Below are 25,543 nucleotides of genomic sequence, written 5' to 3' on the forward strand. Positions count from 1 at the left end.
CGTTCCGGAGAGTGCACACGGCGAGCTATGCGGCGCCGCCGTTGACGTAGAGGATCTGGCCGTTGACCCAGCGCGCGGGTCCGGCGAGGAACGCGACGGCTTCGGCGATGTCGCCTGGCGTCCCGAGGCGGCCCATCGGGTTGGACGCGGCGATGCCATCGATCTGCTCCTGGCTCTTCCCCTCGAAGAACAACGGGGTGGCCGTGGGGCCCGGGGCGAGAGCATTGACGGTGATGTCTCGTCCGCGCAGCTCACGCGCGAGGATCAGTGTGATCGCCTCGACGGCACCCTTGGACGCCGCGTACGCGCCGTAACCGGGGATCTGCAGTCGAGTGACCGAGGTGGAGAAGTTCACGATCGCGCCGCCTGCGCGCATTCGCTGCGCGGCAAGCTGGTCGACAACGAACGTGCCCCGGACGTTGGTGCGCTGGACGCGATCGAAAGTGTCGAGTTCGACCTCCGCGATCGGTGCCAGAGGCATCACACCCGCCGTGTGCACGAGCACATCCACTCCACCGAATGCGCGCTGGCCTGCGTCGAACAGCTCGGCCATGTCGCGTTCGTCGGCGACATCGCCCCCGACGGCGATTGCGCGGCCACCTGTTGCCTCGATGTCGCGGACCGTTTGCTGGGCGCGGTCCTGATTGGCTGAGTAGTGGACTACGACGGCGATCCCGTCCGCGGCAAGTCGCAGGGAGCAGTCGCGGCCGATCCCCCCGGAACCGCCTGTGACGATGGCAACCCGATCAGCAGTAGTGCTCATATGAATCTCCTTCAACCCGATATGAACGTATCGTTCATAAAGAACGGTACCGCAATAATGGACCAATCGTTCACAAAGGAGCCGAGCATGACAGCACCGACACCGCGGTCCGGGAGAGGGCGCCGCCCCGCCGCCGAGGTTCGCACCGCTGTGGTGTCGACCTCGAGTCGGCTGCTCTTCGCTGAAGGGATCCGTGCGATCACGTTCGAACGGGTGGCCAAGGAGGCGGGAGTGAGCAAGACCACTCTGTACAAGTGGTGGGTGTCGCCAGGTGCACTCGCAGCCGAGGCGTACGTCGCACGTAGCGAGCCGCTGCTGAAGTTCCCTGACACCGGCGACCTCCACGCCGACCTCGTCGCACAGGTCACCGCATTCGCCGAACTGTTGACACAAGGCGGCGCCGGTGGTGTGATCCCACAGCTCATCGGATCCGCCCAGACGGATCCCGCTCTGGCCGAGGCGTGGACGCGCACCTACGCGCTTCCCCGCCGCGACCTCGCGCGCGAGCGACTCCGAGCAGCGCAGCACGTCGGGCAATTGAGCGAGCACGCAGACATCGACATCGTCATCGACCAGATCTGGGGCGCGTTCTACCACCGACTGCTCGTATTGCGAACCTCCATCCTCGATCTCGACATCGAGCGCCTCGTCACGACTGCGATCCGAGGCGCCGGATAGCGGATAGTCCGCAAGGCGGGAGCGCATCCTCCGTCAATCGAGCATTGGCGGTTATCGGACGATCGCTGACGCACCGAACTGGGGCGTCGTCTCTCGGGGGTCAGCAGGATGTATGTATGCGCATTGCAGACTTCCCGGTGCCCGATACTCCTGCTGCCCGCGGTGCTCTCGAGCTCGCCACGCAGTACCAGTCCGCAGCGATCACCGCTCACGCGCTGCGCTCCTGGCTCTGGGCAGAGGCCTTCGCGCACGTCGATGGCATCACGGACATCGACCACGAGCTGCTGTACGTGTCCGCCGTCCTGCACGACATCGGCACCGTGGCGGAGTTCGACAACCACAGGATCTCCTACGAACACGCCGGCGGGCACGTCGGTGTCGCGCTCACCGTGGGAGCAGGCTGGCCACGACGCCGGCGCGATCGGGTGCTGGAGGTGATCGTGCGTCACAACTGGCCGAGTGTCGACCGCGCGTTGGACGCCGAGGGCTACCTGCTCGAGATCGCCACGGGTCTGGACATCTCAGGCGCGAGGCCGAATGATCTTCCGGAGGACTTCCGGCGCGAGGTCCTCACCACCCACCCACGTGGGATGCTCGCCGCGGAGTTCGGCTCATGCGTGAGCGACCAGGCAGCGCGCAAACCCGATACGGCCGCGAGACGGCTCGTCGATGGCGGCATCATCGGCAAGCTTGCGGCCAACCCCCTCGAACGTCTCGGCTGACTCCGACTGGAGGGCGACTGCGCGGAATCTTCTCGCCTCGGGATCGCCCGTGATGTGCGCGGGTGAAGGATGCTGCTCGGCTACAGTTTCGGCAGAACAGGACGAGCTCCAGCCGAGCGAGAGGACACGGCGAGATGCCGGAGTCGGACAGTGAGCTTGAGGCGCCGGCACGCAGAGACCTTCTCGCGCAGCCATGGTGGCCCCCGCCGCTCCTCGAACGGTCTCGTCGCGGTGTCGTCTGATCGCGGTCATCTCCTCGACCGCCGCGCGTCGCCATCACGCGGGGGCGAGACAGTGACGCGTACCCGATATGCGGGTCTGGACGGCATCCGCGCTCTCGCGGTCGCGCTGGTGGTCGTGTACCACGCTGCGCCGCCGCTGGGCGTGCAGTCCGGATTCGTCGGCGTCGACGTGTTCTTCGTGCTGTCGGGATTCCTGATCACCTCTCTCCTGCTGGCTGAACGCGAAAGCACCGGCCGAATCGGACTGCGTGCGTTCTGGGCACGCCGGGCACGGCGTCTGCTGCCGGCACTCGTGGTGATGCTCACCGTCTGCGCGACGGCGGCGTGGGCGATCGACGACGAGCTGCTGTGGCGTGTGGGCGCACAACTGGCGAGTGCGCTGACGTTCTCATACAACTGGGTCGCCATCGCGTCGAGTGCGAACTACTTCGATGAAGCAGCGTCGCCCCTCTTCCAGAACGTATGGTCGCTCGCCGTGGAGGAGCAGTTCTACCTCGTCTGGCCGGTGCTCGTCGGCCTGCTCGCAGCCGTCTTCGCGACACGACCCGCACGGGTCGGGTTCGCGCTGATCCTCGCGGGAACGAGCGCGGCGTGGGCGACGCTCCTGATTCTGACGCGGGGCGACATCACGCGTGTCTACTTCGGCACCGATACGCACGGATTCGGCCTCCTGTTGGGGTGCGCACTCGCCTTCGGGCTTCAGGCGGTCTTCGAGCGACCCCCGTTGCCGTCGCCGTCGGCGTACCTGCTCGACGGGGGATGGCGTGTCCTTCCCTACCCGGTTGCGGTGTCGCCGAGGGCCCATCGTCCCGCGGTCGGCAACGCGATGGGCGTGGTCGGTCTCTTCGCACTGATCGGGGTGGTCGCGATCGCGATGTCGCCGCCGACCGACACGGCACTCACGTACCCCGGTCTGCTCCTGGTGACCTCGATCCTGACCGTCGCCGCGATAGCCGGAAGCGTATGGCCGGGTTCCTGGCTGGGGCGGATCCTCGAGGTTCGCCCCGTGCGCTGGGTCGGGCAGCGGTCCTACGGCATCTACCTCTGGCATTGGCCCGTGCTGCTGCTCGTCGGTGCGGTGATCGGCGATGAATCCGGGTCGCCCACGGTGGCCGCCGCGGCCGTCGTGATCACGATCGGTGCCGCCGCGGCATCCTATCGATGGATCGAGACGCCCATCCGACGCGACGGATTCCGTCTCACGATGCGCCGGACCGCACAAGCGCTCGCCTCGGGCGCGCCCGTGCGCCGATGGCGGGCCGTCGGGGTGGTCGCCGCGGCGGCGCTCGTCGTCGCCGGCACCACTGCCGCTGTCGCGCAGGCTCCCGAACGAACGGATGCGGAGCGGTACGTTCAGGCGGGACAGGATGCCGTTGCGGCAGCGTCCCCGTCACCGGGGGTCGCGGCGCCGTCCGCGCCGACGGACACGCCGGCACCGATTCTCGCGCCATCCGGACCCGCCCCGTCGCCGTCCCCGGTCGCCTCGCCTTCTGCTCCCGTGGCGCCGGTCATCACCGGTGATCAGGTCACTGCGGTCGGCGACTCCGTCATGCTGGCCTCGGCGCAGGCGCTGCTCAACCGATACCCCGGCATCCTGATCGATGCGCAGGTCTCGCGATCCGGGCGATCGGCGGCCGACGTGCTGCAGCAGCTCGCGGTGACCGGCCAGCTGCGCTCGTGCGTCGTCGTCGCACTGGGCACCAACGACTACTTCGGCCGTGGCACGCTCGACCGGGTCGTCGAGATCGTCGGGCCGGAGCGTCATCTCATCCTCATCACGGCATTCGCGCCGAGATCCTGGATCGGCGGGGTCAACCACGACATCCGCGCCTTCGCCGCGGCGCATCCGGGCGTCGTGGTCGGCGCGTGGGACGAAGCGATCGCGACCCGGACCGAACTGCTGGCAGCCGACGGCATCCACCCGACCGCAGCGGGAGCCGAGGTGTTCGCCGATGTCATCGCCGACGCCCTCGCCCGGGCGGCCTCCGCTGGGCCGTGACGTTGCGACCGCCGAGCGTGCTCGGCGCCCGGCCTCGTCAGGCCATCACGAACGAACCTCTGCCGAGGCCATGAGCCGCCCCGCATCGGCAGTGGCGTCACCGCGATCGAACTCCAGGCTTGGCAGCGGTGGGTGTTTCTCGATCCATGTTCTGAACCACTGCAGCTCTTCGGGGGATATCGTCTCCGTCACTCCGACTCTCCTCGAATGGGCTGAACACGAACGGCGAGGAGACCGGTGCCGAGAAACTCGGCCAGCGCCCGCCGCCAGAGCGGCTGCCTCGTGAGGGCGGGTGTGCCGCCGGTCACGCGGTCGGGGCGAGTTCGGTGATGAGGGCTTCTACGCGGGCGCGGATCTCGTCGCGGATGCGGCGGACAGCCTCCGCGTTCTGCCCAGCGGGGTCGTCGAGCTGCCAGTCCTCGTAACGCTTGCCGGGGAAGATCGGGCAGGCGTCGCCACACCCCATCGTGATCACGACGTCGGATTCCTTCACTGCGTCGACGGTGAGCAGTTTCGGGGTGTTGTTCGCGATGTCGATGCCTTCTTCGGCCATGGCGTCGACGGCGATCGGGTTGATCTGGTCTTTGGGTTCGGAGCCGGCGGAGAGCACATCGACGCGGTCACCGGCGAGGGCTTGCAGATAGCCGGCGGCCATCTGGGATCGACCGGCATTGTGGACGCAGACGAACAGGACGGTCGGCTTGCTGTCGCTCATGCGGGAGGCTCGTTTCCGTTCGGGTGGAACGTCGTTCGACGACGATGGTGTCGCGCCAGATGCCGGCGTGCGGGCCGAGCTGGGAGCGGGCGATGCGTTCCCGCCGGCCGACGATGCGGAATCCGGCGCGTTCGTGCAGGCGCAGGCTGGTGGTGTTCTCGGGGAAGATGCTGGACTGGATGGTCCAGTACCCGGCTTCCTCGGCGGCGTCGATGAACGCCTCGAGCAGCAGCCGGCCGACGCCCTTCCCGTGGTGGGCTGGGTGGATGTAGACGGAGTGCTCGATCACACCCCGGTAGACCGCGCGGGTCGAAACGGGGGAGGCGGCCGCCCAGCCGACGACGGCGCCGGTGTCGGCGACGGCGACGAGTCGGGCGTCGGGGATCTTGCCGGCGTCGAATTGCTCCCAGCTGGGCGTGGTGGTCTCGAAGGTGGCTTCACCGCCCGCGATTCCGGCGGCGAAGATCGCCTCGATCTGCGGCCAGTCTGCCGCGGTCATCTCGCGGACCCGTGTCATGAGCAGCACGAGCTTTCACTGCCGGGGTCGGTGGAGCAGACCCCGGTGGCGGGCAGGGTGAGCTGCACGTCGACCGCGGCGCGCATGTCGCCGTCCAGCCAGGCGACCACGGAGCGCACCTGCTCGTAGCCGGTGGCCAGCAGGAAGGTCGGCGCCCGGCCGTACGACTTCATCCCGACCAGGAAGAATCCGGGCTCGGGGTGGCGGAGCTCGTCGAATCCGTGCGGGGCGACGGTGCCGCAGGAGTGCAGATTCGGGTCGATCAGCGGCGCCAACCGGATGGGTGCTTCGACGATGTCGTCCAGCTGCAGCCGGACCTCTCGCAACATGGTCAGGTCAGGGCGGAACCCGGTCGCGCCCACCACCAGGTCGGTGTCGTGGGCGACCGCCTCGCCGCGCCGCGACCCGGCCAGGCGAAGGCCGGGGCCGTCGCGGTGGACGGCAGAGATCTCGAAGGAGTCGATCTTCTCGATCACCCCAGCGGCGACGAGCTGGTCGACACGGGATCCCAGCCGTGCCCGGCCGGCGAGCTCGTCGTCTGCCGACGACGAGACCCGGGCAGCGGAGGCGTTGCGGATCAGCCACGTGGCCCGGGTACCCGGCTCGCCCTGTGCCAGTTCCGCCAACCCGATCACGGTGTTCGCGGCGGAGTGGCCAGCACCGACCACCGTGGTGTGTCGGCCCGCGAACCGCGCCCGGTCGGCGCCCAGCACGTCAGGCAGTGCATGGACCACCAGGTCGGCGACGTCCGCCGCTCCGACCGGGTCCAGCCCGGACGAGGTCAACGGGTTCGGGGTGCGGTAGGTGCCGGACGCGTCGATCACCGCGCGCCCGGTCAGCTCCTCGACCCGCCCGGTGCCGGTCGTCAGGCGGATCAGGAAGGGGGTGGTGTCGCGGCCAGCGGTGCGGGTGCGGTCCATGCCCTCACGGGTCACCGCGACCACTCTCGCGCCGTACCGGATCCGGGAGCGGAGCTGCTCGATCTCCGCCAGTGGCGCCAGATAGTCGTCGACGAGGTCCTGCCCGGTCGGGGCGCGACCCTCGTCGGCCGGCGCCGTCCAGCCCGCCGCCTCCAGCAGCCGCCGGGACGCGGGGTCGATCAGGTGCCGCCAGGGCGAGAACAGCCGAGTGTGCCCCCAGAGTCGGATGGCGGATGCCGGTCGGTCGCCGGCCTCCAGGACCGTGAAGTCGATACCGCGCTCGGCGAGGTTCGCCGCGGCCGCCAGCCCGACCGGGCCGGCGCCGATGATCAGCACCGGCAGCGTCGCCATCCGGTCGCTGGACGCAACGCGTGGTGTCAGGTCGATCAGAGTCACGGGAACCTCTCGCGAAAGATATCGATGAACGTCGATGCCCAGTATGAGCGGCTCTATCGATGGCTGTCAATATCGATTAATGTCGATGCATGGTCACGATGCTCGAGGTCACCGACATCACCGCTTCCGTCGGCGAAGTGTGCTGCGCTCCGCTGATGAAAGAGCCCATCGGGCAGCAGGAAGCCGAGCATCTCGCCATCACGCTGAAGGCGCTCGCCGACCCGGCGCGGCTGCGGCTGCTGTCGATCGTCGCGTCCTCCGAGGGTCAGGAAGCATGCGTCTGCGACCTCATCGAACCCGTCGGCCTGTCCCAGCCGACCGTGTCCCACCATCTCAAGGTGCTCACCGAAGCAGGGTTCCTCTCCCGCTCCAAGCGCGGCACCTGGGCCTACTACAAGCTCAAGCCCGAAGCGCTCACCGGGGTCGCGGGCTTCCTCACGATCTGAATCGCCCTGCCGTCGAGTTCGGCGCTGGCCTCGCCCTCGAGCAGCTCCGAGGAGACCGGAATCCGCCGACAGTACATGCGCGACGATGGCCCGGCATTCGTTCGCTAGAGGGCGACGCGGTAGTCGTAGGTCGCCGCCGTCGACTTCTCGGTGACGAGGTGACGGAAGACCCAGCGCAGCATCGCATCCTGGAACACCCGTGCCACGGGCCCGGCAGTCTTCGAGCTGCTCGAGCGTGCACCGTCTGCGACGATCCGTTCGACCCGCTTTCTGCGGGCGCTCTCGAAGGCCGCGAATCGATCGGTCGGCGTTCCGCGTCCGTCACGGAGGCAGGACGCCAGGACCACCGCGTCCTCGAGCGCCATCGATGCTCCCTGCCCGGAGCTGGGCGAGGGGGCGTGAAGCGCGTCGCCGATGATCGCGAGGTTTCCGCGGTGCCATTTGCGCACCCTCGGCAGGTCGTGGGTGGGATCGGCTGCGAGCTCGACGGTGCTGCTCGAGATCAACGCTGCGAACGGTCCGGCGTCGTCGCGCGCGAGTTCGGCCAGGTGGACCCGCCACTGGTCGTCGCTTGTCGCCGCTCGCTCGGCGGGAGAGATGACGGCGTGCGGTTCGTTCACGAACCAGACGACATCGCCCTGCGGGGTCGGCAGGGCACCGAAGAAGGCTTTGCGACCGAAGACGAAGGTCCATGCCTCGGGTTCGAATCCGGCCGAGGCTGCGGCTCCCGGTGCGATTCCCCCGAAGTTGAGCAGGCCGACGTAACGTCCGTGTGGTCCGTCGGGATCGATCGCGCTCCGCACCACCGAGCGTATGCCGTCCGCGCCGATGACGATATCCGCTTCGATGCGGCTGCCGTCGGCGAGTGTGACGCTCGCGCCCGCATCGGAGGTCTCCGCGCCGCGGACGGATGCCGTGTACCGCACGTCGATTCCCCGGGAGCGCGCCTCGCCCATCAACGCGGCAGACAGGTCGGGTCTGCGGAACGAGAGGGCCGGTGTGCCGTCGTCGAGGGGACGGCCCAACGACAGGCGCCCGAGCTCTCGCCCGGTGGCGCCGAGCATGATGTTCCGCGACGTCGGGACTCCGAGCGCGCGGACCGGGTCGAGCGCGTCGAGCGCGTCGAGCGCCGCCAGGCCGTTCGGTGCAATCGTGAACCACGATCCGGCAGCTCGATCTGCGCTCGAACGCTCGAGGATGACGGACTCGATGCCGACGGAGTGAAGAGCCATCGCCGTTGCCGGACCGGCGATTCCGCCGCCGACGATGATCGCCTGCATCGTATGCTCCCTGGTGTTGGTTCGAATCTCAGATGATTCGATATTCGAAAGGATACGAGAATGACGGCGTCGCGTCAAGAAGCCATGGACCATGCGGGCCGCATCTTGCAGCGGTATCAACGCAGCGTGCAGCGCTTCGACGACGCGGTCGGACGATCCTTGGGCCTGAACATGGCCGACATGCGCTGCCTCGACTGCCTCAGCGAGGGGCCCCACAGCGCCGGCGAGATCGCCGATGCGACGGGTCTGCGTCCAGCGGCGACCACGGCGCTGATCGATCGGCTGACCGTGCGAGGCCTGGTGCGACGCACCCCCTCGCCCGACGACAGGAGACGAGTGCTCGTCGAACTCACCGAGGAGGGGCAGACGCGGGTGTGGGAGGCGTACGGACCCATGGTCGAGGAGGGCGCCGTCGTCTTCGGCGACCTCAGCGCCGACGACATCATCGCGCTGTCGTCGGTGCTCGAGCGCATGACCGAGCTCACCGAGCGACACCGCGCCCGTGTCGAACACCCGGGAGGTCGCGCCGCGCGCTCCACACGGACTCCCGCAGGCGACGGGTCGCTCGAGTGATCACGCCGGCCCGGTATCGCCGGTCTCGGCGCTGACTCGGACGGAGGGCCCGACGCCCGTGCGGCAGAATCGACAGCAGTCGACGCAGCCACCGGAGGGCTTCGTCGGATGCAGCGGTGCTGAGCGGAAGGTGGACGATGGCGACACGGATCCTGGTGTGGGGCGAGAACCACCACGATGTGCACGATGCGCGCACGCGTGAGATCTACCCCGAGACGATGCACGGCACGATCGCCGGAGCGCTCGCCGCGCAGCTCGGCGCCGACGCTCGCGTCGACACGGCGACGCTCGACCAGCCCGAGCACGGGCTGACGGAGGAGCGGCTCGCCGACACCGACGTGCTGTACTGGTGGGGTCACGTGCAGCACCATGCCGTCGACGACGCGATCGTGGAGCGGGTGCATCGCCACGTGCTGTCGGGTATGGGGTTGGTCGTGCTCCACTCCGGCCACTTCTCGAAGATCTTCATCCGCCTCATGGGCACGACGTGCGCACTGCGCTGGCGCAGTGACCGTGACCGCGAGGTGGTGTGGACCGTCGACCCGGCGCATCCCCTCGCCCAAGGCGTGCCGCAGCCCTTCATCATCGACGAGCAGGAGATGTACGGCGAGTTCTTCGATGTGCCGCGGCCCGACGAGCTCGTCTTCGTGTCGGGCTTCTCGGGCGGCGAAGTCTTCCGCTCGGGCATGACCTACCGTCGAGGCCTCGGCAGGGTCTTCTACTTCTCGCCAGGTGATCAGGACTTTCCGGTGTACCACCACCCCGCGGTGCAGCGGGTGCTCGCGAACGCCGCGTCGTGGGCCGCCCCGGACCGGCCGCGCGAGCTGCCGCGGCTGGCGATGTATCTGCCGGGCGAGTTCGACGTTCCGCGCGAGTGGACGGGGGAGCCGCAGTGAGAGACGTCGTGATCGTCGGCGCCGGGGGAATGGGGCGCGCGTGGGCCGGGGCCATCCAGTCCCGCGATGACGCCCGCGTGGTCGGTGTCGTCGATATCGTCGACGGTGCAGCTGAGCGGATGATCGCCGACCGCGGGTTGAGCGCTGTCGCACATCGCAGCATCGACTCCGCTCTCGCGGCCCCGGTGGACCTGGTCGTCAACGCCACGATTCCGGAGGCGCACTACGACGTCAGCGCCGCTGCCCTGCGCGCCGGGGTGCCGGTGCTCTCCGAGAAGCCGGTGGTGCCCACCGTCGAAGAGGCGCTGCGGCTGGCGGCTCTGTCGGACCTCACCGGCACACCGCTCTCGACGAGTCAGTCGCGATCGTTCAGCGCCGGAATGTCGGCATTCGCCGCAGCGGTCGACGAGGTGGGCGGCACCCAGCAGCTGAGCGCCCAGTTCTTCGAAGGTCCGCGGTTCGGCGGATTCCGTGACGAGATGCCGCATCCGCTGCTGGTGGACATGGCCATCCACACGCTCGACGCCGCTCGCCTGCTGATCGGCTCGCGGCCTGAGTCGGTCTACTGCGAGGAGTTCAACCCCGACTGGAGCTGGTACGAGGGAGACGCCTCGGCGATCGCCGTGTTCTCGTTCGCCGGGGGAGCGCGATTCACCTACGACGGCAGTTGGTGCGCCGATGGGGCTCGCACGTCGTGGAACGGCCTGTGGCGGGCGGGTGGCCCGCACGGCGCCGTGTCGTGGGACGGCGAGACGGTCGTCGAGCGGCACGTACGCGATGAGGATGCCCGTCCCCTCGCGCTGCCCGAGGGTGAGCTCGAGGCGCTCGACGCGACGCTCGAGCAGTTCCTCCGCGAGGTCGACGGCGGCCCTGCCTCATGGGGTGGTGTGCGCACGAACGTGTGGACGCTCGCGATGGTCGAAGGGGCGGTGCTGTCGGCCGGGTCGGGGCGACGCGTCTCGATGGCCGAGGTCTTCCGCGCGGCGCACGCTGCAGCGCTCCGCGCGGCCGACCCCGACGTGCGTGAGGTGCTCGAGAGCTGGCCAGACCCCTGGCCGCCGGCGCGCTGATGCCTCAACGGTGCGTGCCGGGCGCGACTAGGTGATCCGCACCGTGGACTCGCGCAGATGCAGGGTCGGCAGCACGAGGGTGCGCTGAATCGGCCGTCGCGCGCCCTCGGTGAGTCGTCCCACGATGGTCTCGACGGCGAGTCGGCCGACGTGCTGCTTCGAGGGGCGCAGCGCGGTGATCGGCGGCTCGGCGTTCTCGGCCACCTCGTCGTCGTAGGCGAGGATCGCGAGATCGGCGGGGACCGACCACCCGGTGTCGCGGGCGTACTGCTGGATGCGAACCGCCTCCGGGTCGGAATGGACGAGCACCGCCGTCGTGCCGGTCGCGCGGCAACGCTCGAGCAGTCTGGCGATCTCGGCGTCACGCGAGGGTCCCTCCATGACCTCGAGCGGGATGTCGAGGTCGACCAGACACTCCAGGCCGAGCTCGGTGACCGCGCGATCCCAGCCCCGACGCAGCGGCAGAGACGTCGGGGAGCCGGCGGAGGTGACGATCCCGACGCGGCGGTGGCCGACGGATGCCAGGTGATCAGCGGCGAGCGACCCGCCGAAGACGTGGTCGGTCGTCACCCACTCGAGGCGGGTGAGGGCCAGCGCTGAGGGGGCGCGGCGCTCGACCAGCACCACGGGGATCGGCAGCGACTCGAGCCAGTGCAGGAGCGCTCGCCCATCGGCGCCCAGGGTCTCCGGTGCGACGAGCAGCCCGTGGAGGGTTCCGGAATCGACGAGCGAGCCGATCTGTCGTCGCTGGTCGGCCACGGAGTAACTGGCGCCGCGCAGCACGAGCTGAACGCCGAGTTCGGTCGCCGCCGCGCGGGCGCCCACGATGATGTGCGGCCAGTAGTAGGTGAGCGACGGGGTGACCATGCCGACGCGGAACCGGGTCGGGGCCGCCGTCGTCTCGAGGGGAACCGTCGTGTCGAGGCGGCTGCGCAGAGTGGCGCCGCCGTGTACGCGGGTGAGCAGGCCACGATCGGCCAGCTGACCGATGTCGCGACGAATCGTCAGCTCGGCGACGCCGAGCGTGCGCGCCAGGTCCGCCACGCGAACGGCTCCGGTGCGACGGAGCTCATCGAGGATGTGCTCACGGCGTGAGATTCCGAACGGCGACGATGCGGGGTCCATGCCCAGTCACTGTAGCGGGCTGGTTCGTATCTGTACGAGCAGGATCGAATATGTTCGAATCGCTTTTCGCCGGCGACGAACCCATTGCACAATCCACCTGCGCCCACGGTGTGGTGCGGCGCGAAGTTCCCAACGGGTCGAAGGAGAAACGGGTGGACGGGTCGAAGACGACGAGAAGAGGACTTCCGCGGATGCTGGCGGCCGTCGCCGGCGTCGCTGCGGTGATCGCGGCGACATTGGTGACGCCGACGGCTGCGGTTGCCACGCCCCCAGGCGCGATCGCGCACTATCCGCTGAACTCGACGACGAAGCTGGCCGATCTCGACGGTGCACATGCGTTCACGTCGAATGCGGTGGTGAACCCCACCTGGACGGCCGACTATCTCGATCTGACCGCATCCGGCAGCTATCTCGCCGACAACGCCTTCGCGGGCTTCACGCTCTCGGGCGAATCCGCGGCGACATTCGCAGTGGACGTCTTCCTGCCGGTGTCTGCCACCGGCACCGCGAACTCGACGCTCGTGACGTACGGCTCGAACCCCACGACTGCGAACATCTCGGTGCGCCCGTTCCACACGGCCGACACCGCCGCGGTCACCATCACGAGCGGCGGCACGACCTCGGTGGTCGCGACCTTCCCCGCGCTCCGGAAGGGCGTGTGGCAGAACATCGCGATCTCGTTCGCCTCGGGCTCGGAGGTCGCCGTCTTCGTCGACGGCGACGAGGTCGCACGCGCAGCGACCACGCGAACGCTCGCCGCGATCGGCAACGGCGTGTTCCGGCTCAACCGCAACGCGACCGTGTTCACCAACGTCGCGTCGCGGTACCGCGACCTGCTCGTCTACGACCGGGCGCTCACCCCGGCCGAAGCGACCGATCTCGCGGCGGCGAACGCCCAGTTCGCGGTGGATCAGGTGGCCGCCGGTCTCGCTGCCGACGGCGTCGTGTACGAGGACCTCGATCTGCCGGCGGTTCCCGGCATGACCTGGTCGACCAGCGACGCCGACGTCGTCACCGCTGATGGAATCGTCACCCGGCCCTCGACCGAGGCGGGCGACGCCCAGGTCACGCTCACCGTCAGCCACGACCGGGCGGGCTCCACCTGGAGTGCGTCGCGAGAGTTCACGGTTCCTGCCATCGAGGTATACGACGGCGTTCCCGTCGGCGAGACCTGGTACGACACCGCAGGCGATTCGATCCAGGCTCACGGAGGCGGCTTCCTCGAGCACGACGGCGTCTACTACTGGGCGGGCGAAGACAAGTCGCACGACAACGCGAGCTTCAACGGCGTGAACCTCTACCGCTCAGACGATCTGCTCAACTGGACCTTCGTCGACCAGATCCTCTCGCCCGACGCCGCAGGCCTCGACTGCGGGACGAAGGGCGACGCGACGTGCAAGGTCGAGCGGCCCAAGCTCATCTACAACGAATCGAACGACACGTTCGTGCTGTACGGGCACTGGGAGGTGCGCGAGTCGTACGGCCCGTCGCAGCTCGTCGCCGCAGTCAGCTCCACGGGCATCGACGGCGAGTACACGGTGCTGTGGCACGAGCGTCCGGGGACCACGGCGGCGAGCACGGCGAACACCGTGCTCGGAGCGAACGGCTATCTGTCGCGCGACTTCACCGCGTATGTCGCGCCCGACGGCACGGGGTACATCATCTCGGCGCAGGGCAGCGGCGACACCCGCATCTACCCGTTGTCCGCCGACTACACGAAGCTCGACATCGACGCGTCCTACCCGATCACGGGCCACCACCGCGAGGCGCCGGCGATCACGTACATCGACGGGTTCTACTACCTGTTCACCTCGGCGCAGTCCGGGTGGTACGCCAACCAGACCGTGTACGTCTACACCGACGATCTGACCCAGGACGTCTGGTCCGATCAGATCCCGGTCGGCAACAACACGAGCTTCAAGAGCCAGCCGACCAACATCATGTCGATCGGCGATGAATCGACCGGTCAGGGTTACGTCTACATGGGCGACCGGTGGACGCCCGAGAAGCTCGGAGGGTCGACGTACGTGTGGCTGCCGATCGACCTCGGCGACACGCGTGCGGACGGCTCGCGCGAGCTGGACTTCACCTACATGACGGACTGGTCGTTCGATGCGGCGAGCGGGGAGATCGTGCGGCCCGACGTCGTGAGCGTGTCCGCCGGAAAGACGGCGTCGTCGACCGGAGGCGGTTCGGCCTCGCCCGCGTACGGCACGGCGGCGCCCACCGTCGCGGCGAACGTCGCGAACGACGGCATCGCCTACAACCTGGCGACCCAGGGTTCGGACACGCACTTCTTCTCGCCGACGCTCAACGTCGCGCAGAGCGTCGCCGGCGGTGGCATCCTGTACGACTGGCAGGTCGATCTCGGCGGCGCATACGACCTCGACCGTGCCGACATCGCGTGGCGCAACTACAACGGCTCGGAACCGTACAGCCAGTACCTGCTGTACGGCAGCGTCGACGGCGCCGAGTGGACCGTGCTGAAGGACAACTCCGCCAACCGCACCGTCGGGTTCACCTCGGATGACGTCGACGGGCGTTACCGCCACGTGCGCCTCGAGGTGCTCCGGGTCTTCAACGCCCACAACGGCAACAGCGCGACGTGGGCATCGGGGCTCGTCGAAGTCGACATCGTCGCTCATCCCGACACGGCGAAGCCGGTCGCGACGCTCGTGACTCCGGCGACGGCGGGCCCGTTCCCGACGGTGCAGATCCAGGTGGATGCGACGGATGACGTGGGCCTCAAGCGCATCGTCGCCAACATCTACCAGGGGAAGACGCTCGTCAAGAGCACGCAGACGCCGATGGCCGGTGCGCTCGCCGGGTCGCACTCCGCCACGGTGACGCTGCCCGACGGGTCGTACACGGTGCGCTACAACGCGGAGGACCTCGCCGGTCACATCGCCGCGACCGGAAACGTCGCCGTCACCGTCGACGCGACCCGGCCCACCGCCACCGTGAAGGAGGGCGGATCGTTCACCGTCGGCGGCGACGGATCGTACGATCTGGTCAGCTTCAAGCTCTATGACGCCGGCAAGATCGACAAGGTCTCGATCAACGGCGTGGCGAAGGACCTGTCGGACAACGCGTGGTCGGACGTGAACTTCGTGAAGCCGGGTGTATTCGGCGCGGTCTCGGGAGAGAACACCCTGGTCGTGCACGACGTCGCCGGAAACACGCAGACGGTGGTCTTCACGCTGCGCTGACCGGCGCGCGCCTCGCGACGCGCGAACAACTGACACCGACCTCCCGGAGACGGGAGGTCGGTGTCCGTCGTCTGCGGCCATACGCCGATCCGACTCATCGGAAGATTTTCACTATTCAGTGTTGCCAAGTACCGGTACTCATGCTTACTATGTACCAGTAGTCATCAACACTGAGTAGTTAGGAGGTCTCAGATGGGCAAGCAGGAGACCGAGATGCTCAAGGGCGTTCTCGAGGGCATCGTGCTCGCGATCCTCGCCGGCCGTTCGGCATACGGCTACGAGATCACCGCGTGGCTGCGCGACCAGGGTTTCTCCGACATCGCCGAGGGCACCGTGTACGCGCTTCTCGTGCGCATCGAGCAGCGCGGGCTCGTCGACGTCGAGAAGGTCCCTTCGGAGAAGGGGCCGCCGCGAAAGGTGTATTCGCTCAACACGCAGGGCCGCGAACAGCTCACCGAGTTCTGGAGGACGTGGAGCTTCCTCGTAGAACGACTCGAACAGCTCCACCACGGAAAGGATTGATCATGGCAGCGAAGTGGATCGAGTTCCTCACGGGCTCGCTCGAGCAGAAGAAGCAGTACCGGCAGGCCAAGGCGCGCCTCGACGCGCTGCCTGAGCCGTATCGCACCGCCGCGGAGGCGGTCAGCCGGTACCTCATGTACAACGGCGGCATCGTCGACGGCGAGACCATGGTGCAGATGTACGTCGACCACGCCGACCTCTGGGAGCGCGCCGTCGCCGACGGGACCCCGGTGCGCGAGATCGTCGGGAACGACCCCGTCGACTTCGCCGACGCATTCGCGCAGGCGTACGGCGGCAAGCAGTGGATCGACAAGGAGCGCGCGCGCTTGAACAAGGCGATCGACGACGCAGAAGGACAGGAGGCGGGAGCATGACCACGCTCGAGGAGACAGCAATTCGCGTCACGGGCATCGAGAAGTCCTTCACGGACCTCCACGTGCTGCGCGGCGTCGATCTCGACGTCCAGCGGGGCAGCATCTTCGCCCTGCTCGGGTCGAACGGAGCAGGCAAGACCACCCTCGTGCGCATCCTCTCGACGCTCCTGCGCGCCGACGGCGGCGGTGCGACGGTGAACGGCTTCGACGTGTCGACGGCTGCGGCCGACGTGCGGCAGTCGATCAGCCTCACCGGCCAGTTCGCCGCCGTCGACGAGGTGCTCACCGGGCGCGAGAACCTCGTGCTGGTGGCGCGCCTGCGCCACCTCCGCAACCCCGGCGCGATCGCCGACGACCTGCTGCGCCGGTTCTCGCTGACGGATGCCGGTGGCCGCAAGTCCGCCGAGTACTCCGGAGGCATGCGGCGCCGGCTCGACATCGCGATGAGCCTCATCGGAGACCCGCCGGTGGTGTTCCTCGACGAGCCCACCACCGGGCTCGACCCCGAGGCGCGCATCGAGGTGTGGGGCGCCGTGAAGCAGCTCGCGGCCTCCGGCACCACCGTGCTGCTCACCACGCAGTACCTCGACGAGGCGGAGCAGCTCGCAGACCGCATCGCGATCCTGCACGAGGGCACGATCATCGCGAACGGCACCCTGGCGGAGCTGAAGGCCCTGCTGCCGCCGGCGAAGGTCGAGTACGTCGAGAAGCAGCCGACCCTCGAGGAGATCTTCCTCTCGCTGGTCGGCCGTCGGGCAGACCGTGCCGCCACGAGCGGCATCGACCGCGCCTCGGGCGCACAGGAGGAGTCATGACCACCCACGTCCTCGAGGACACCACCGTCCTCACCGGTCGGTCGCTGCGGCACATCATGCGCAGCCCCGACACGATCATCACCACGGCGGTCACGCCGGTGGCGCTCATGCTGCTGTTCGTCTTCGTCTTCGGCGGGGCGATCGACATCGGCGGCTACACCGGCTCGTACATCGACTACATGCTCCCGGGCATCCTGCTGATCACGATCGCGTCGGGCATCGCCTACACCGCGTACCGGCTGTTCCTCGATCTGCAGGGCGGCATCTTCGAGCGCTTCCAGTCCATGCCGATCGCTCGATCGAGCGTGCTCTGGGCGCATGTGCTCACCTCGCTCGTGGCGAACCTCGTGTCGCTCGCGATCGTCGTGGCGGTGGCTCTCCTGTTCGGGTTCCGCACCGGGGCAGGCATCGGAGCGTGGCTCGCGGTGATCGGCATCCTGGTGCTGTTCACCTTGGCGCTCACGTGGCTCGCGGTGATCGCCGGACTGTCGGCCAAGACGGTCGACGGAGCGAGCGCGTTCTCGTACCCGCTCATCTTCCTGCCGTTCCTGAGCTCGGCCTTCGTGCCGACCGAGAGCATGCCGGGCCCCGTGCGCTGGTTCGCCGAGAACCAGCCGGTCACGTCCATCGTCGACAGCATCCGGGCGCTGTTCGCAGGTCAGCCGGTCGGCTCCGAGCTGTGGATCGCGCTCGCCTGGTGCGTCGGCATCCTCGTCGTCGCGTTCGGCTTCGCCACGGCGATCTACAAGCGCCGCTTCAACTGAATGACGCGTCGCGATCGAACCGGCGGGGGCTTCGGCTCCCGCCGGTTCGTCGTTCGCGGGAATACCGCGACGGCTTCGAAAGGTTGCTGAATATACCCCTGAGGGGTATAACGAACAGGTCAGGATGCGCCGGCTGCCGGCGCTCGAGGAGGTACCCGATGTCCGGTCAGCACCCGCACCGTCCCGACCACGTCGATGTGGTCGCCGAGCACTCCGGTCATGGCAGCTACGCCGAGCACTCCGGTCATGCGGGACATGGCGGCCACGCCGGGCACTCCGGTCGTGCCGGGCATGGTGGCCACGTTGCGCAGTTCCGGCGCCTGTTCTGGGCGAACCTCGCGCTCGCCGTGCCGGTCGTCGGGTTCTCGGGCATGTTCGCGATGCTCCTGGGATATCCGCTGCCGGATGCCGCATTCGTCGCATGGATCTCGCCCGTGCTCGGCACGGTGATGTACGTGTGGGGCGGTCGGCCATTCCTCACCGGCGCGGTCGCAGAGCTGCGGGCGCGCACGCCTGGGATGATGCTCCTCGTCGCACTCGCGATCACGGTCGCCTTCCTCGCCTCGTGGGGTGCGACGATCGGCGTGCTGCACCATGAGCTCGAGTTCTGGTGGGAGCTCGCGCTCCTCATCGTCATCATGCTGCTCGGCCACTGGATCGAGATGCGCTCCCTCGCGCAGACCACCTCGGCGCTCGATTCGCTCGCCGCGCTGCTGCCCGATGAGGCGGAGCGGGTGATCGGCGGGCGCACCGAGGTCGTCGCGCCCGACGCGCTGCGCGTCGGCGATGTGGTGCTGGTGCGGCCCGGATCGAGCGTTGCCGCCGACGGGCGGATCGTCGACGGGCGAGCTGAGATGGACGAGTCGATGATCACCGGCGAATCGCGCTCCGTCTCGCGCGGCGTCGGCGAGACGGTCGTCGCGGGAACCGTCGCCACGGACTCCGCGCTGCGTGTCGAAGTGACCGCCACCGGCGACGACACGGCGCTCGCCGGCATCCGTCGCCTGGTCGAACAGGCGCAGACCTCGACCAGTCGCGCGCAGCGCCTGGCCGACCGCGCGGCCGGCTGGCTGTTCTGGTTCGCGCTGGGGGCCGCGGTCGTCACCGCCGTCGCCTGGACGCTCGTCGGCAGCCCCGACGACGCGGTCGTGCGTACGATCACCGTGCTCGCGATAGCCTGCCCGCACGCGCTCGGGCTCGCGATCCCCCTGGTCGTTTCGATCGCGACGGAGCGGGCCGCCCGTGCCGGGATCCTCGTCAAGGACCGCCTCGCCCTGGAGCGCATGCGCACCGTCGATGCCGTGCTCTTCGACAAGACCGGCACGCTCACCCGCGGGGAGCCGTCGGTGACCTCGGTGGTCGGTGCGGGCGCGATGTCCGGGCCCGACGCGCTCGCGCTCGCCGCGGCGGCGGAGGCCGACAGCGAGCATCCGCTCGCCCGAGCGATCGTGAGAGCGGCGCGGGAGCGTGCGCTCGCAGTCTCCGACGCGACCGGATTCACCTCGTCGCCGGCCGTGGGCGTGAGCGCGCGGGTCGACGGCGTCGAGGTCCGCGTAGGTGGACCGCGCATGCTCGCCGAGGCCGGACTCACCGAGATCGAGCATGCCGAGGCCTGGCACGATCGCGGTTCGATCGTGCTGCACGTCGTGCGCGACGGCGCGGTCGTCGGCGCGGTCGAACTGGCCGACGATGTGCGCGCCGAGTCGGGCGAGACTGTCGCCGCTCTGAGGGGGCGCGGCGTCGAAGTGGTGATGATCACGGGCGATGCCGCACCCGTCGCCCGGTCGGTCGCCGCGACGCTCGGCATCGAGCGCGTGTTCGCGGCGGTGCGTCCTGAGGACAAGGCGGCGAAGGTCGCCGAGCTGCAGGCCGAGGGGCGGACGGTCGCCATGGTGGGCGACGGAGTGAACGACGCCCCGGCGCTCGCCCAGGCCGATGTCGGCATCGCGATCGGAGCCGGCACCGACGTCGCGATCGCCTCGGCCGGGGTGGTGCTCGCCAGCTCCGACCCTCGATCGGTCGTGTCCGCGATCACGCTCTCGCAGGCCGGATACCGCAAGATGCAGCAGAACCTGTGGTGGGCTGCGGGCTACAACCTGCTGGCGGTGCCGCTCGCGGCGGGCGTCCTCGCGCCGATCGGCTTCGTGCTGCCGATGTCGGTCGGGGCGATCCTGATGTCGGTGTCGACGGTCGTGGTGGCGCTCAACGCTCAGCTGCTGCGCCGGCTCGACCTGCGCCCCGACGCGGTGGTGCCGCTGCGCGCGTAGGGGCGGGTGCGGGGGAGCCGTGAAGGTCAGGCCGAGACCAGAGCGGTGAGCGTCTCGGGGGAGAGGGCGTGCTCGATGGCGAGCATGCTCGCCCCGAGCACGGCGGCGTTCTGCGCGGCGGCCGACTGGACGATCGCGAGGTGCTCGGTGGCGAGCGGGATCGAGCGGGTGTAGACGACCTCGCGCACGCCGGCGATGAGATGCTCGCCGACGCGTGCCATCGATCCGCCGATGGCGATCACCGACGGGTTCACCAGGCTCACGCAGGTGGTGAGCACCTCGCCGATGTCTCGGCCCGCCTGGCGCACCGCCTGGATCGCGTCGATGTTGCCGCGCTTGACCAGATCGACGACGTCGTTGCCGCTCTCTGCGGGCACCCCCTGCGCGCGCAGCGCACGTGCGATCGCGGGACCGGATGCGAGCGCCTCGAGGCACCCCTTGTTCCCGCAGTGGCACGGCACGCCGGCGCCGCGCGCGACCTGCACGTGCCCGATGTCGCCCGCGATGCCCTGCGCGCCGCGCTGGAGCGAGCCGCCCGAGATCACGCCGGCGCCGATGCCGGTGGCGACCTTGACGAACATGAGGTGCTCGACACCCGGCCAGGCGACCGCGCGCTCGCCGAGCGCCATGATGTTCACGTCGTTGTCGACGAGCACCGGCACATCGAGGTGCTGGCGCACCCAGCCGGGCACGTCGAAACGGTCCCACCCGGGCATGATCGGCGGATTGACCGGCTGCCCGGTGGAGTGCTCGACCGGGCCCGGGATGCCCATGCCGATCGCCGCGAGATCGCTCGCGGGGCGCCCGAGTCGTTCGAGCAGTTCCGCAGCGTGCTCGAGGAGCCAGGTCAGCACCGGGACCGGGCCGAGCGAGATGTCGAGCGGCTCGCTGTGCTCGGCGATGACCGAGCCGGCGAGGTCGGTGACAGCGAGTGTGGCGTGGGAGGCGCCGAGGTCTGCGGCGAGCACGAGACGCGCGCTCGGATTGAGCGCGAACTGCGACGGCGGGCGGCCACCGGTCGAGACGGTCTCGGCGATCGGGGTGATGAGACCCAGACGCATGAGCTCGTCGACCCGCGCGGCGATCGTCGAGCGTGCGAGCCCGGTGGATTTCGCCAGCTCGGCGCGGGTGCGGGGGACCCCGTCGCGCAGGAGCTGGAACAGCTGACTCACACCCGACACGTTGATCGTCGGATCCATGCTCATAGATGCCACATTTCAGTCTAACTTCGGGGGGCGGGGCACCGAAGTGCCCCGACTTCTGCCGGAACTGCGTGACCCGGTCGCGAACGACCGTCATTAGTCGGTCGTGGCCGGGTCACGGCATCCGTCACGAAGATCGGCCGGTGGGCTTCGCGAAACGCTGCTGCAGCAGGACGGCGACCACGATGATGACGCCCTTGGCGACGGCCTGCACCGACGAGGTGAGGTTGTTCTGCACGAAGACGTTGGTGAGGGTGGCGAAGATGAGCACGCCGAAGACGGTGCCGGTGATCGTGCCGCGGCCGCCCACGAGCAGCGTGCCGCCGACGACGACCGCGGCGATGGCGTCGAGTTCGTAGAGCTGACCGTGCGTCGACGTGCCGGCGGTCGTGCGTCCGAGGATCATCACCGCGGCGATTCCCGCGCAGAGTCCGAGGATCGCGTAGAGCCACATGGTGTGGCGCTGCACGTTGATGCCGGCGAGGCGGGCGGCCTCGCGGTTGCCGCCGATCGCGACCGTGCGTCGGCCGAACGTGGTGCGGTTGAGGAGCACCCATCCGAGTGCGGCCACGATCGCGAAGATCCAGATGAGCATGTCGACGCCGATGATGTCGAGGTTCATGAACTCGATGAAGTCGCGGCTGCCCACCTGGAGGGTGCGGCGTTCGGCGAGGATCTCGGCGAGGCCGCGGGCCGCGACGAGCATTGCGAGCGTCGCCATGAACGCGACGACCTTGCCGTAGGCGATCACGACGCCGTTGATGAGTCCGGCCGCGAGGCCGACGAGGAGCGCCATCACGACCATCACGATCCAGTGCAGCTGGTCGGAGAGGTCCTGGATCGCCGCGAGGGTGGCGACGACCGAGGCGAGACCCATCACCGAGCCCACCGACAGGTCGATGCCGCCGGCGATGATGACCAGCGTCATGCCGATCGAGATCACGCCGATGATCGAGGCCTGTCGGAGGATCGTGAGGATGTTGCTGACGCTCAGGAACGTGTCGGGTGCGGTCAGCGCGCCGACGATCACGAGCACCAGCAGGGCGACGACGAGGCCGAGGTTTCGACCCACCGAGCCGGACAGCACGCGCTGGATGCCGCTCTTGCCGTCGGGACTTGTGCCCGACGGGGGCGGTGTCTCGGCTGCGGAGGGGACGACTGCGGCCCCGGGGGTGGTCTGCTCGCTCACGCGGCGGTTCCTTTCATGACGAGGTCGAGCACTCCGTGCTCGTCTATCTGTGATGCGGGGAGGGTGTCGAGCACGCGGCCGTCGGCGATCACCATGACGGTGTCGGCCAGGCCGAGCACCTCCTCGATCTCGCTGGAGACGATCACCACCGCGTTCCCGGCGGCGGAGAGGCGCCTGATGAGGGCGTAGATCTCGGCGCGCGCACCCACGTCGACGCCGCGGGTGGGCTCGTCGAGGAGCAGCACCTGGGTGCCGTGCACGAGCCAGCGGGCGAGGAGGATCTTCTGCTGGTTGCCGCCGGAGAGGGTGATCGCGGCGCGGTCGGGATCGGCGGGTCGCAGTTCGAGGGCTTCGATCTGCTCGCGTGCGACGCGCCGCTCCTCCTTCTCGCGGAGGAACCCGCCGCGCGCGAACCGGCCCATCGACGACAGGGTCACGTTGATGAAGATCGGCTCGTCGAGCACGAGGCCCTGGCTCTTGCGCTCTTCGGGCGAGAGGCCGATGCCGGCGTCGACGGCGGCGACGACCGAGCCGCGGCGGAGCTTCCTGCCGTTGACGCGCACGGCTCCGGCGGTGGCGCGGCGTGCACCGTACACGGTCTCGAGGATCTCGGAGCGGCCCGAGCCGACGAGTCCCGCGAGCCCGACGATCTCGCCGGCGCGCACCGAGAACGACACTCCCTCGAAGACCCCGTCGAGTGCCAGGTCCTCCACTTCGAGGACGACGGGTGCGTCAGCGGGCAGCGCGACCGGTGCGGGGAAGACGTTGGCGACCTCGCGGCCGGTCATGAGCCGGATGAGCTCGCTCGTCGGCGTCTCGGAGACCGGCAGGCCCACGGCGGTGGTGCGGCCGTCCTTGAGCACGGTGATGCGATCGCCGATCTGTCGGATCTCCTCGAGGCGGTGCGTGATGTACACGACGGCGATCCCGGCCGAGGTGAGTTCGCGCACGACGTGGAAGAGGTTCTTCACCTCTTCGCTGTCGAGCACGGCCGACGGCTCGTCCATGATGATGAGCTTGATGTCGTGCGAGAGGGCGCGCGCCATGCTGACGATCTGCTTGTTCGCCGCGCTCAGCTGGCCGACCTCGGTGTGCGGCGACAGGCCGGAGTGGCCGAGCCTGCGCAGCAGCTCGCGGGTCTGCCGTGCCGCCTCGGAGCGGCGGGTGAATCCGCCGCGGGCCAGCTCGTGGCCCAGGAAGATGTTCTCGGCGATGGTGAGCCCGTCGACGACGTCGAGTTCCTGGTACATCGTCGCGATCCCCAGCTCGATCGCCGACTCGGGGTTCGGGATCTCGACCGTTTCACCGACCCAGGTGATCTCGCCCTCGTCGGGGCGGTGGACGCCGGCGAGCGTCTTGATGAGGGTCGACTTGCCGGCGCCGTTCTGACCGAGCACGCAGTGCACCTCGCCCGGGAGGACCTCGAGGTCGACTCCGCGCAGTGCCTGGACGCCGGCGAAAGCCTTCTTCACGCCTCGTACGTGGAGTAATGCCGATTCATGGTCAACTTTGATCACTCTCTGAACATAACACGACTGGACCACGGTTGCCGAGTACTTGTTTTTGATCGACAGCGGAGGAGGCCGCCTCTGGTGTGCAGCACGTGGGCGTGTACTTCCGCCGGAATGCAGGGTTCCAGGGACTTCTGACGGTTAGAAAACAAAAGCTGACTTATTCGTGATCACTTCTGCTACGGTGGTCCCGTCAGCGTGGACACCTCGAGTGCGGGCAGCTCCCTCTCAAGCGTCACGCTGTGTAGCTGCATCACATTTCAAGGAGGAAGAATGCGCTCACACCTGAAGGCGCGCACCAGACTGGTCCTCACGGGCACGGCAGTCGTCGCAGCGATCGGCCTGCTCGCAGGCTGCACCGGCGGCGGGGCCGAGGAGGAGAACGTCACCGACCAGGGCACCACCACCGAGGAGAACGCGGAGTCGGGCGACACCGTCGTCATCGGGTTCTCGGGACCGGCCGCCGACCACGGCTGGCTCGGCGCCATCAACTCGGGGGCGCAGGCCGCTGCCGACAGCTTCGACGACGTCGACCTGCGGGTCGCGGAGGGCACGAACGACCCGATCGCGCAGATCGCGGCGGTCGAGACCTTCGTCAACGACGGCGTCGACGCGATCGTGCTGCTGCCGACCGACGGCGCAGCGCTCACCGAGGCCGCGATCGCGGCGATGGAGGCCGGTGTGCCGGTCATCAACGTCGACCGCGAGTTCTCGAGCCCGTTCGCGGCACGTGCCACGATCCTCGGTGACAACTACGGCATGGGTGTCTCCGCGGGCACGTACATCTGCGAGCAGCTCGGCGACAACCCCGACGCCATCGTCGCGGAGATCGCGGGCATCGACTCGCTGCCGCTCACCCAGGATCGCTCGGCGGGCTTCGCCGACGCGCTCGAGGACTGCGGTCTCGAGGTCTCGGCCCGTGTGGCCGCGGACTTCACCGTTGCGGGCGGTGAGGCTGCGGCCTCGCAGCTGCTCTCGGCGAACCCGCAGATCGACGCACTGTGGAACCACGACGACGACCAGGGCATCGGCGTCCTCGCGGCGATCGACTCCGCCGGCCGCGACGAGTTCTTCATGATGGGCGGCGCGGGCAGCAAGAGCGCGATGGAGGCCATCCAGGCCGACGACACCGTGCTGAAGGCGACCGTCATCTACCCGTCGACGCAGGCCGCCGACGGTGTGGCGCTGGCCCGCCTGATCGCTCAGGGCAAGACCATGAGCGACCTCATCACGCCCAGCGTGCCGAACCGCATCGTGCTCGACGCACCCGTCGTCACCAAGGACAACGTCGAGGAATACATCGACCTCGCCTTCGAGTAAACCGACGACACCGTGGGGCGCGCGCCGT

The 25,543-nt window shown here is 68.8% G+C and carries 22 protein-coding genes and 1 pseudogene; 14 read left to right on the plus strand and 9 right to left on the minus strand.

Going from position 1 to position 25,543, the window contains the following annotated elements; all coding sequences use genetic code 11:
• Positions 1 to 25: 25 nt before the first annotated feature.
• Complete coding sequence (locus JOD63_RS01985) at positions 26 to 829, minus strand: SDR family oxidoreductase (RefSeq protein WP_245243867.1); 804 nt, start codon at positions 827 to 829, stop codon at positions 26 to 28.
• Positions 830 to 850: 21 nt separating this feature from the next.
• Between JOD63_RS01985 and JOD63_RS01990 the strand changes: the two genes are divergently transcribed.
• The 3 genes from JOD63_RS01990 to JOD63_RS02000 all read left to right on the plus strand — a co-directional run bounded on the left by JOD63_RS01990 (position 851) and on the right by JOD63_RS02000 (position 4,404).
• Entirely contained in the window at positions 851 to 1,441 is a 591-nt protein-coding gene (locus tag JOD63_RS01990) for a TetR/AcrR family transcriptional regulator (RefSeq protein ID WP_045277224.1), read from the plus strand.
• Between the two features lie 116 nt (positions 1,442 to 1,557).
• Complete coding sequence (locus JOD63_RS01995; protein WP_045277225.1) at positions 1,558 to 2,163, plus strand: HD domain-containing protein; 606 nt, start codon at positions 1,558 to 1,560, stop codon at positions 2,161 to 2,163.
• 294 nt (positions 2,164 to 2,457) lie between these two features.
• A complete protein-coding gene (locus JOD63_RS02000) occupies positions 2,458 to 4,404 on the plus strand; it encodes an acyltransferase family protein (protein WP_045277226.1) in 1,947 nt (648 codons plus the stop codon).
• Positions 4,405 to 4,708: 304 nt separating this feature from the next.
• Here JOD63_RS02000 and JOD63_RS02005 read toward each other — a convergent pair whose 3' ends face one another.
• From JOD63_RS02005 to JOD63_RS02015, 3 genes and pseudogenes are all read right to left on the minus strand, one after another.
• Positions 4,709 to 5,119, minus strand: coding sequence for an arsenate reductase ArsC (locus JOD63_RS02005; RefSeq protein ID WP_045277227.1), 411 nt, complete (start codon positions 5,117 to 5,119; stop codon positions 4,709 to 4,711).
• A 25-nt stretch (positions 5,120 to 5,144) separates the two neighbouring features.
• Positions 5,145 to 5,636 (minus strand): annotated as a pseudogene (locus tag JOD63_RS02010) (N-acetyltransferase family protein); the annotation flags it as partial.
• The gene (locus JOD63_RS02015) at positions 5,633 to 6,952 is read right to left on the minus strand and encodes an NAD(P)-binding domain-containing protein (RefSeq protein ID WP_045277228.1); all 1,320 of its coding nucleotides are present in this window, start codon (positions 6,950 to 6,952) and stop codon (positions 5,633 to 5,635) included. The gene JOD63_RS02015 and the pseudogene JOD63_RS02010, both read right to left, overlap by 4 nt.
• Before the next feature lie 89 nt (positions 6,953 to 7,041).
• Between JOD63_RS02015 and JOD63_RS02020 the strand changes: the two genes are divergently transcribed.
• Positions 7,042 to 7,398: an ArsR/SmtB family transcription factor gene (locus JOD63_RS02020; protein WP_045277229.1), complete on the plus strand. Its 357-nt coding sequence runs from the start codon at positions 7,042 to 7,044 to the stop codon at positions 7,396 to 7,398.
• Positions 7,399 to 7,502: 104 nt separating this feature from the next.
• Here the strand turns inward: JOD63_RS02020 and JOD63_RS02025 are convergent, their stop codons facing one another.
• The gene (locus JOD63_RS02025; protein WP_045277230.1) at positions 7,503 to 8,678 is read right to left on the minus strand and encodes an FAD-dependent oxidoreductase; all 1,176 of its coding nucleotides are present in this window, start codon (positions 8,676 to 8,678) and stop codon (positions 7,503 to 7,505) included.
• Positions 8,679 to 8,738: 60 nt separating this feature from the next.
• Here JOD63_RS02025 and JOD63_RS02030 point away from each other — a divergent pair, with 60 nt between their 5' ends.
• The 3 genes from JOD63_RS02030 to JOD63_RS02040 all read left to right on the plus strand — a co-directional run bounded on the left by JOD63_RS02030 (position 8,739) and on the right by JOD63_RS02040 (position 11,217).
• Positions 8,739 to 9,251 carry a MarR family winged helix-turn-helix transcriptional regulator gene (locus JOD63_RS02030; RefSeq protein WP_045277231.1) on the plus strand — a complete coding sequence of 171 codons (513 nt, stop codon included), beginning with the start codon at positions 8,739 to 8,741 and terminating at the stop codon, positions 9,249 to 9,251.
• Between the two features lie 137 nt (positions 9,252 to 9,388).
• Positions 9,389 to 10,147 (plus strand): ThuA domain-containing protein, encoded by a 759-nt coding sequence (locus JOD63_RS02035; RefSeq protein WP_045277232.1) that lies wholly within the window; start codon positions 9,389 to 9,391, stop codon positions 10,145 to 10,147.
• Entirely contained in the window at positions 10,144 to 11,217 is a 1,074-nt protein-coding gene (locus tag JOD63_RS02040) for a Gfo/Idh/MocA family protein (RefSeq protein WP_157004074.1), read from the plus strand. The genes JOD63_RS02035 and JOD63_RS02040 overlap by 4 nt, the downstream gene beginning before the upstream one ends.
• A gap of 27 nt (positions 11,218 to 11,244) precedes the next feature.
• On the opposite strand, the gene JOD63_RS02045 is transcribed toward JOD63_RS02040, so the two are convergent.
• Positions 11,245 to 12,342, minus strand: a complete 1,098-nt coding sequence (locus JOD63_RS02045; protein ID WP_045277234.1) for a substrate-binding domain-containing protein — start codon at positions 12,340 to 12,342, stop codon at positions 11,245 to 11,247.
• Positions 12,343 to 12,494: 152 nt separating this feature from the next.
• On the opposite strand from JOD63_RS02045, the gene JOD63_RS02050 reads away from it, so the two are divergent.
• The 6 genes from JOD63_RS02050 (at position 12,495) to JOD63_RS02075 (ending at position 20,293) form a co-directional block, all read left to right on the plus strand.
• The gene (locus JOD63_RS02050) at positions 12,495 to 15,551 is read left to right on the plus strand and encodes a LamG-like jellyroll fold domain-containing protein (RefSeq protein WP_169748432.1); all 3,057 of its coding nucleotides are present in this window, start codon (positions 12,495 to 12,497) and stop codon (positions 15,549 to 15,551) included.
• A 192-nt stretch (positions 15,552 to 15,743) separates the two neighbouring features.
• Positions 15,744 to 16,073, plus strand: coding sequence for a PadR family transcriptional regulator (locus JOD63_RS02055; protein ID WP_045277236.1), 330 nt, complete (start codon positions 15,744 to 15,746; stop codon positions 16,071 to 16,073).
• 2 nt (positions 16,074 to 16,075) lie between these two features.
• Positions 16,076 to 16,447, plus strand: coding sequence for a DUF1048 domain-containing protein (locus JOD63_RS02060; protein WP_045277237.1), 372 nt, complete (start codon positions 16,076 to 16,078; stop codon positions 16,445 to 16,447).
• Positions 16,444 to 17,262 (plus strand): ABC transporter ATP-binding protein, encoded by an 819-nt coding sequence (locus JOD63_RS02065; protein WP_045277238.1) that lies wholly within the window; start codon positions 16,444 to 16,446, stop codon positions 17,260 to 17,262. Before JOD63_RS02060 ends, JOD63_RS02065 begins: the two co-directional genes overlap by 4 nt.
• Positions 17,259 to 18,026, plus strand: coding sequence for an ABC transporter permease (locus JOD63_RS02070; RefSeq protein WP_045277239.1), 768 nt, complete (start codon positions 17,259 to 17,261; stop codon positions 18,024 to 18,026). The genes JOD63_RS02065 and JOD63_RS02070 overlap by 4 nt, the downstream gene beginning before the upstream one ends.
• 158 nt (positions 18,027 to 18,184) lie before the next feature.
• Positions 18,185 to 20,293, plus strand: a complete 2,109-nt coding sequence (locus JOD63_RS02075) for a heavy metal translocating P-type ATPase (RefSeq protein ID WP_045277240.1) — start codon at positions 18,185 to 18,187, stop codon at positions 20,291 to 20,293.
• Between the two features lie 26 nt (positions 20,294 to 20,319).
• Here the strand turns inward: JOD63_RS02075 and JOD63_RS02080 are convergent, their stop codons facing one another.
• From JOD63_RS02080 to JOD63_RS02090, 3 genes are all read right to left on the minus strand, one after another.
• Entirely contained in the window at positions 20,320 to 21,498 is a 1,179-nt protein-coding gene (locus tag JOD63_RS02080; RefSeq protein WP_045277241.1) for an ROK family transcriptional regulator, read from the minus strand.
• 124 nt (positions 21,499 to 21,622) lie between these two features.
• Entirely contained in the window at positions 21,623 to 22,684 is a 1,062-nt protein-coding gene (locus JOD63_RS02085) for an ABC transporter permease (protein ID WP_045277242.1), read from the minus strand.
• Complete coding sequence (locus tag JOD63_RS02090) at positions 22,681 to 24,156, minus strand: sugar ABC transporter ATP-binding protein (protein ID WP_045277243.1); 1,476 nt, start codon at positions 24,154 to 24,156, stop codon at positions 22,681 to 22,683. The genes JOD63_RS02085 and JOD63_RS02090 overlap by 4 nt, the downstream gene beginning before the upstream one ends.
• Positions 24,157 to 24,468: 312 nt before the next feature.
• Here JOD63_RS02090 and JOD63_RS02095 point away from each other — a divergent pair, with 312 nt between their 5' ends.
• The gene (locus JOD63_RS02095; protein ID WP_045277244.1) at positions 24,469 to 25,515 is read left to right on the plus strand and encodes a substrate-binding domain-containing protein; all 1,047 of its coding nucleotides are present in this window, start codon (positions 24,469 to 24,471) and stop codon (positions 25,513 to 25,515) included.
• Positions 25,516 to 25,543: the final 28 nt, after the last annotated feature.

Source organism: Microbacterium terrae, from assembly GCF_017831975.1.
Taxonomy (GTDB): domain Bacteria; phylum Actinomycetota; class Actinomycetes; order Actinomycetales; family Microbacteriaceae; genus Microbacterium; species Microbacterium terrae.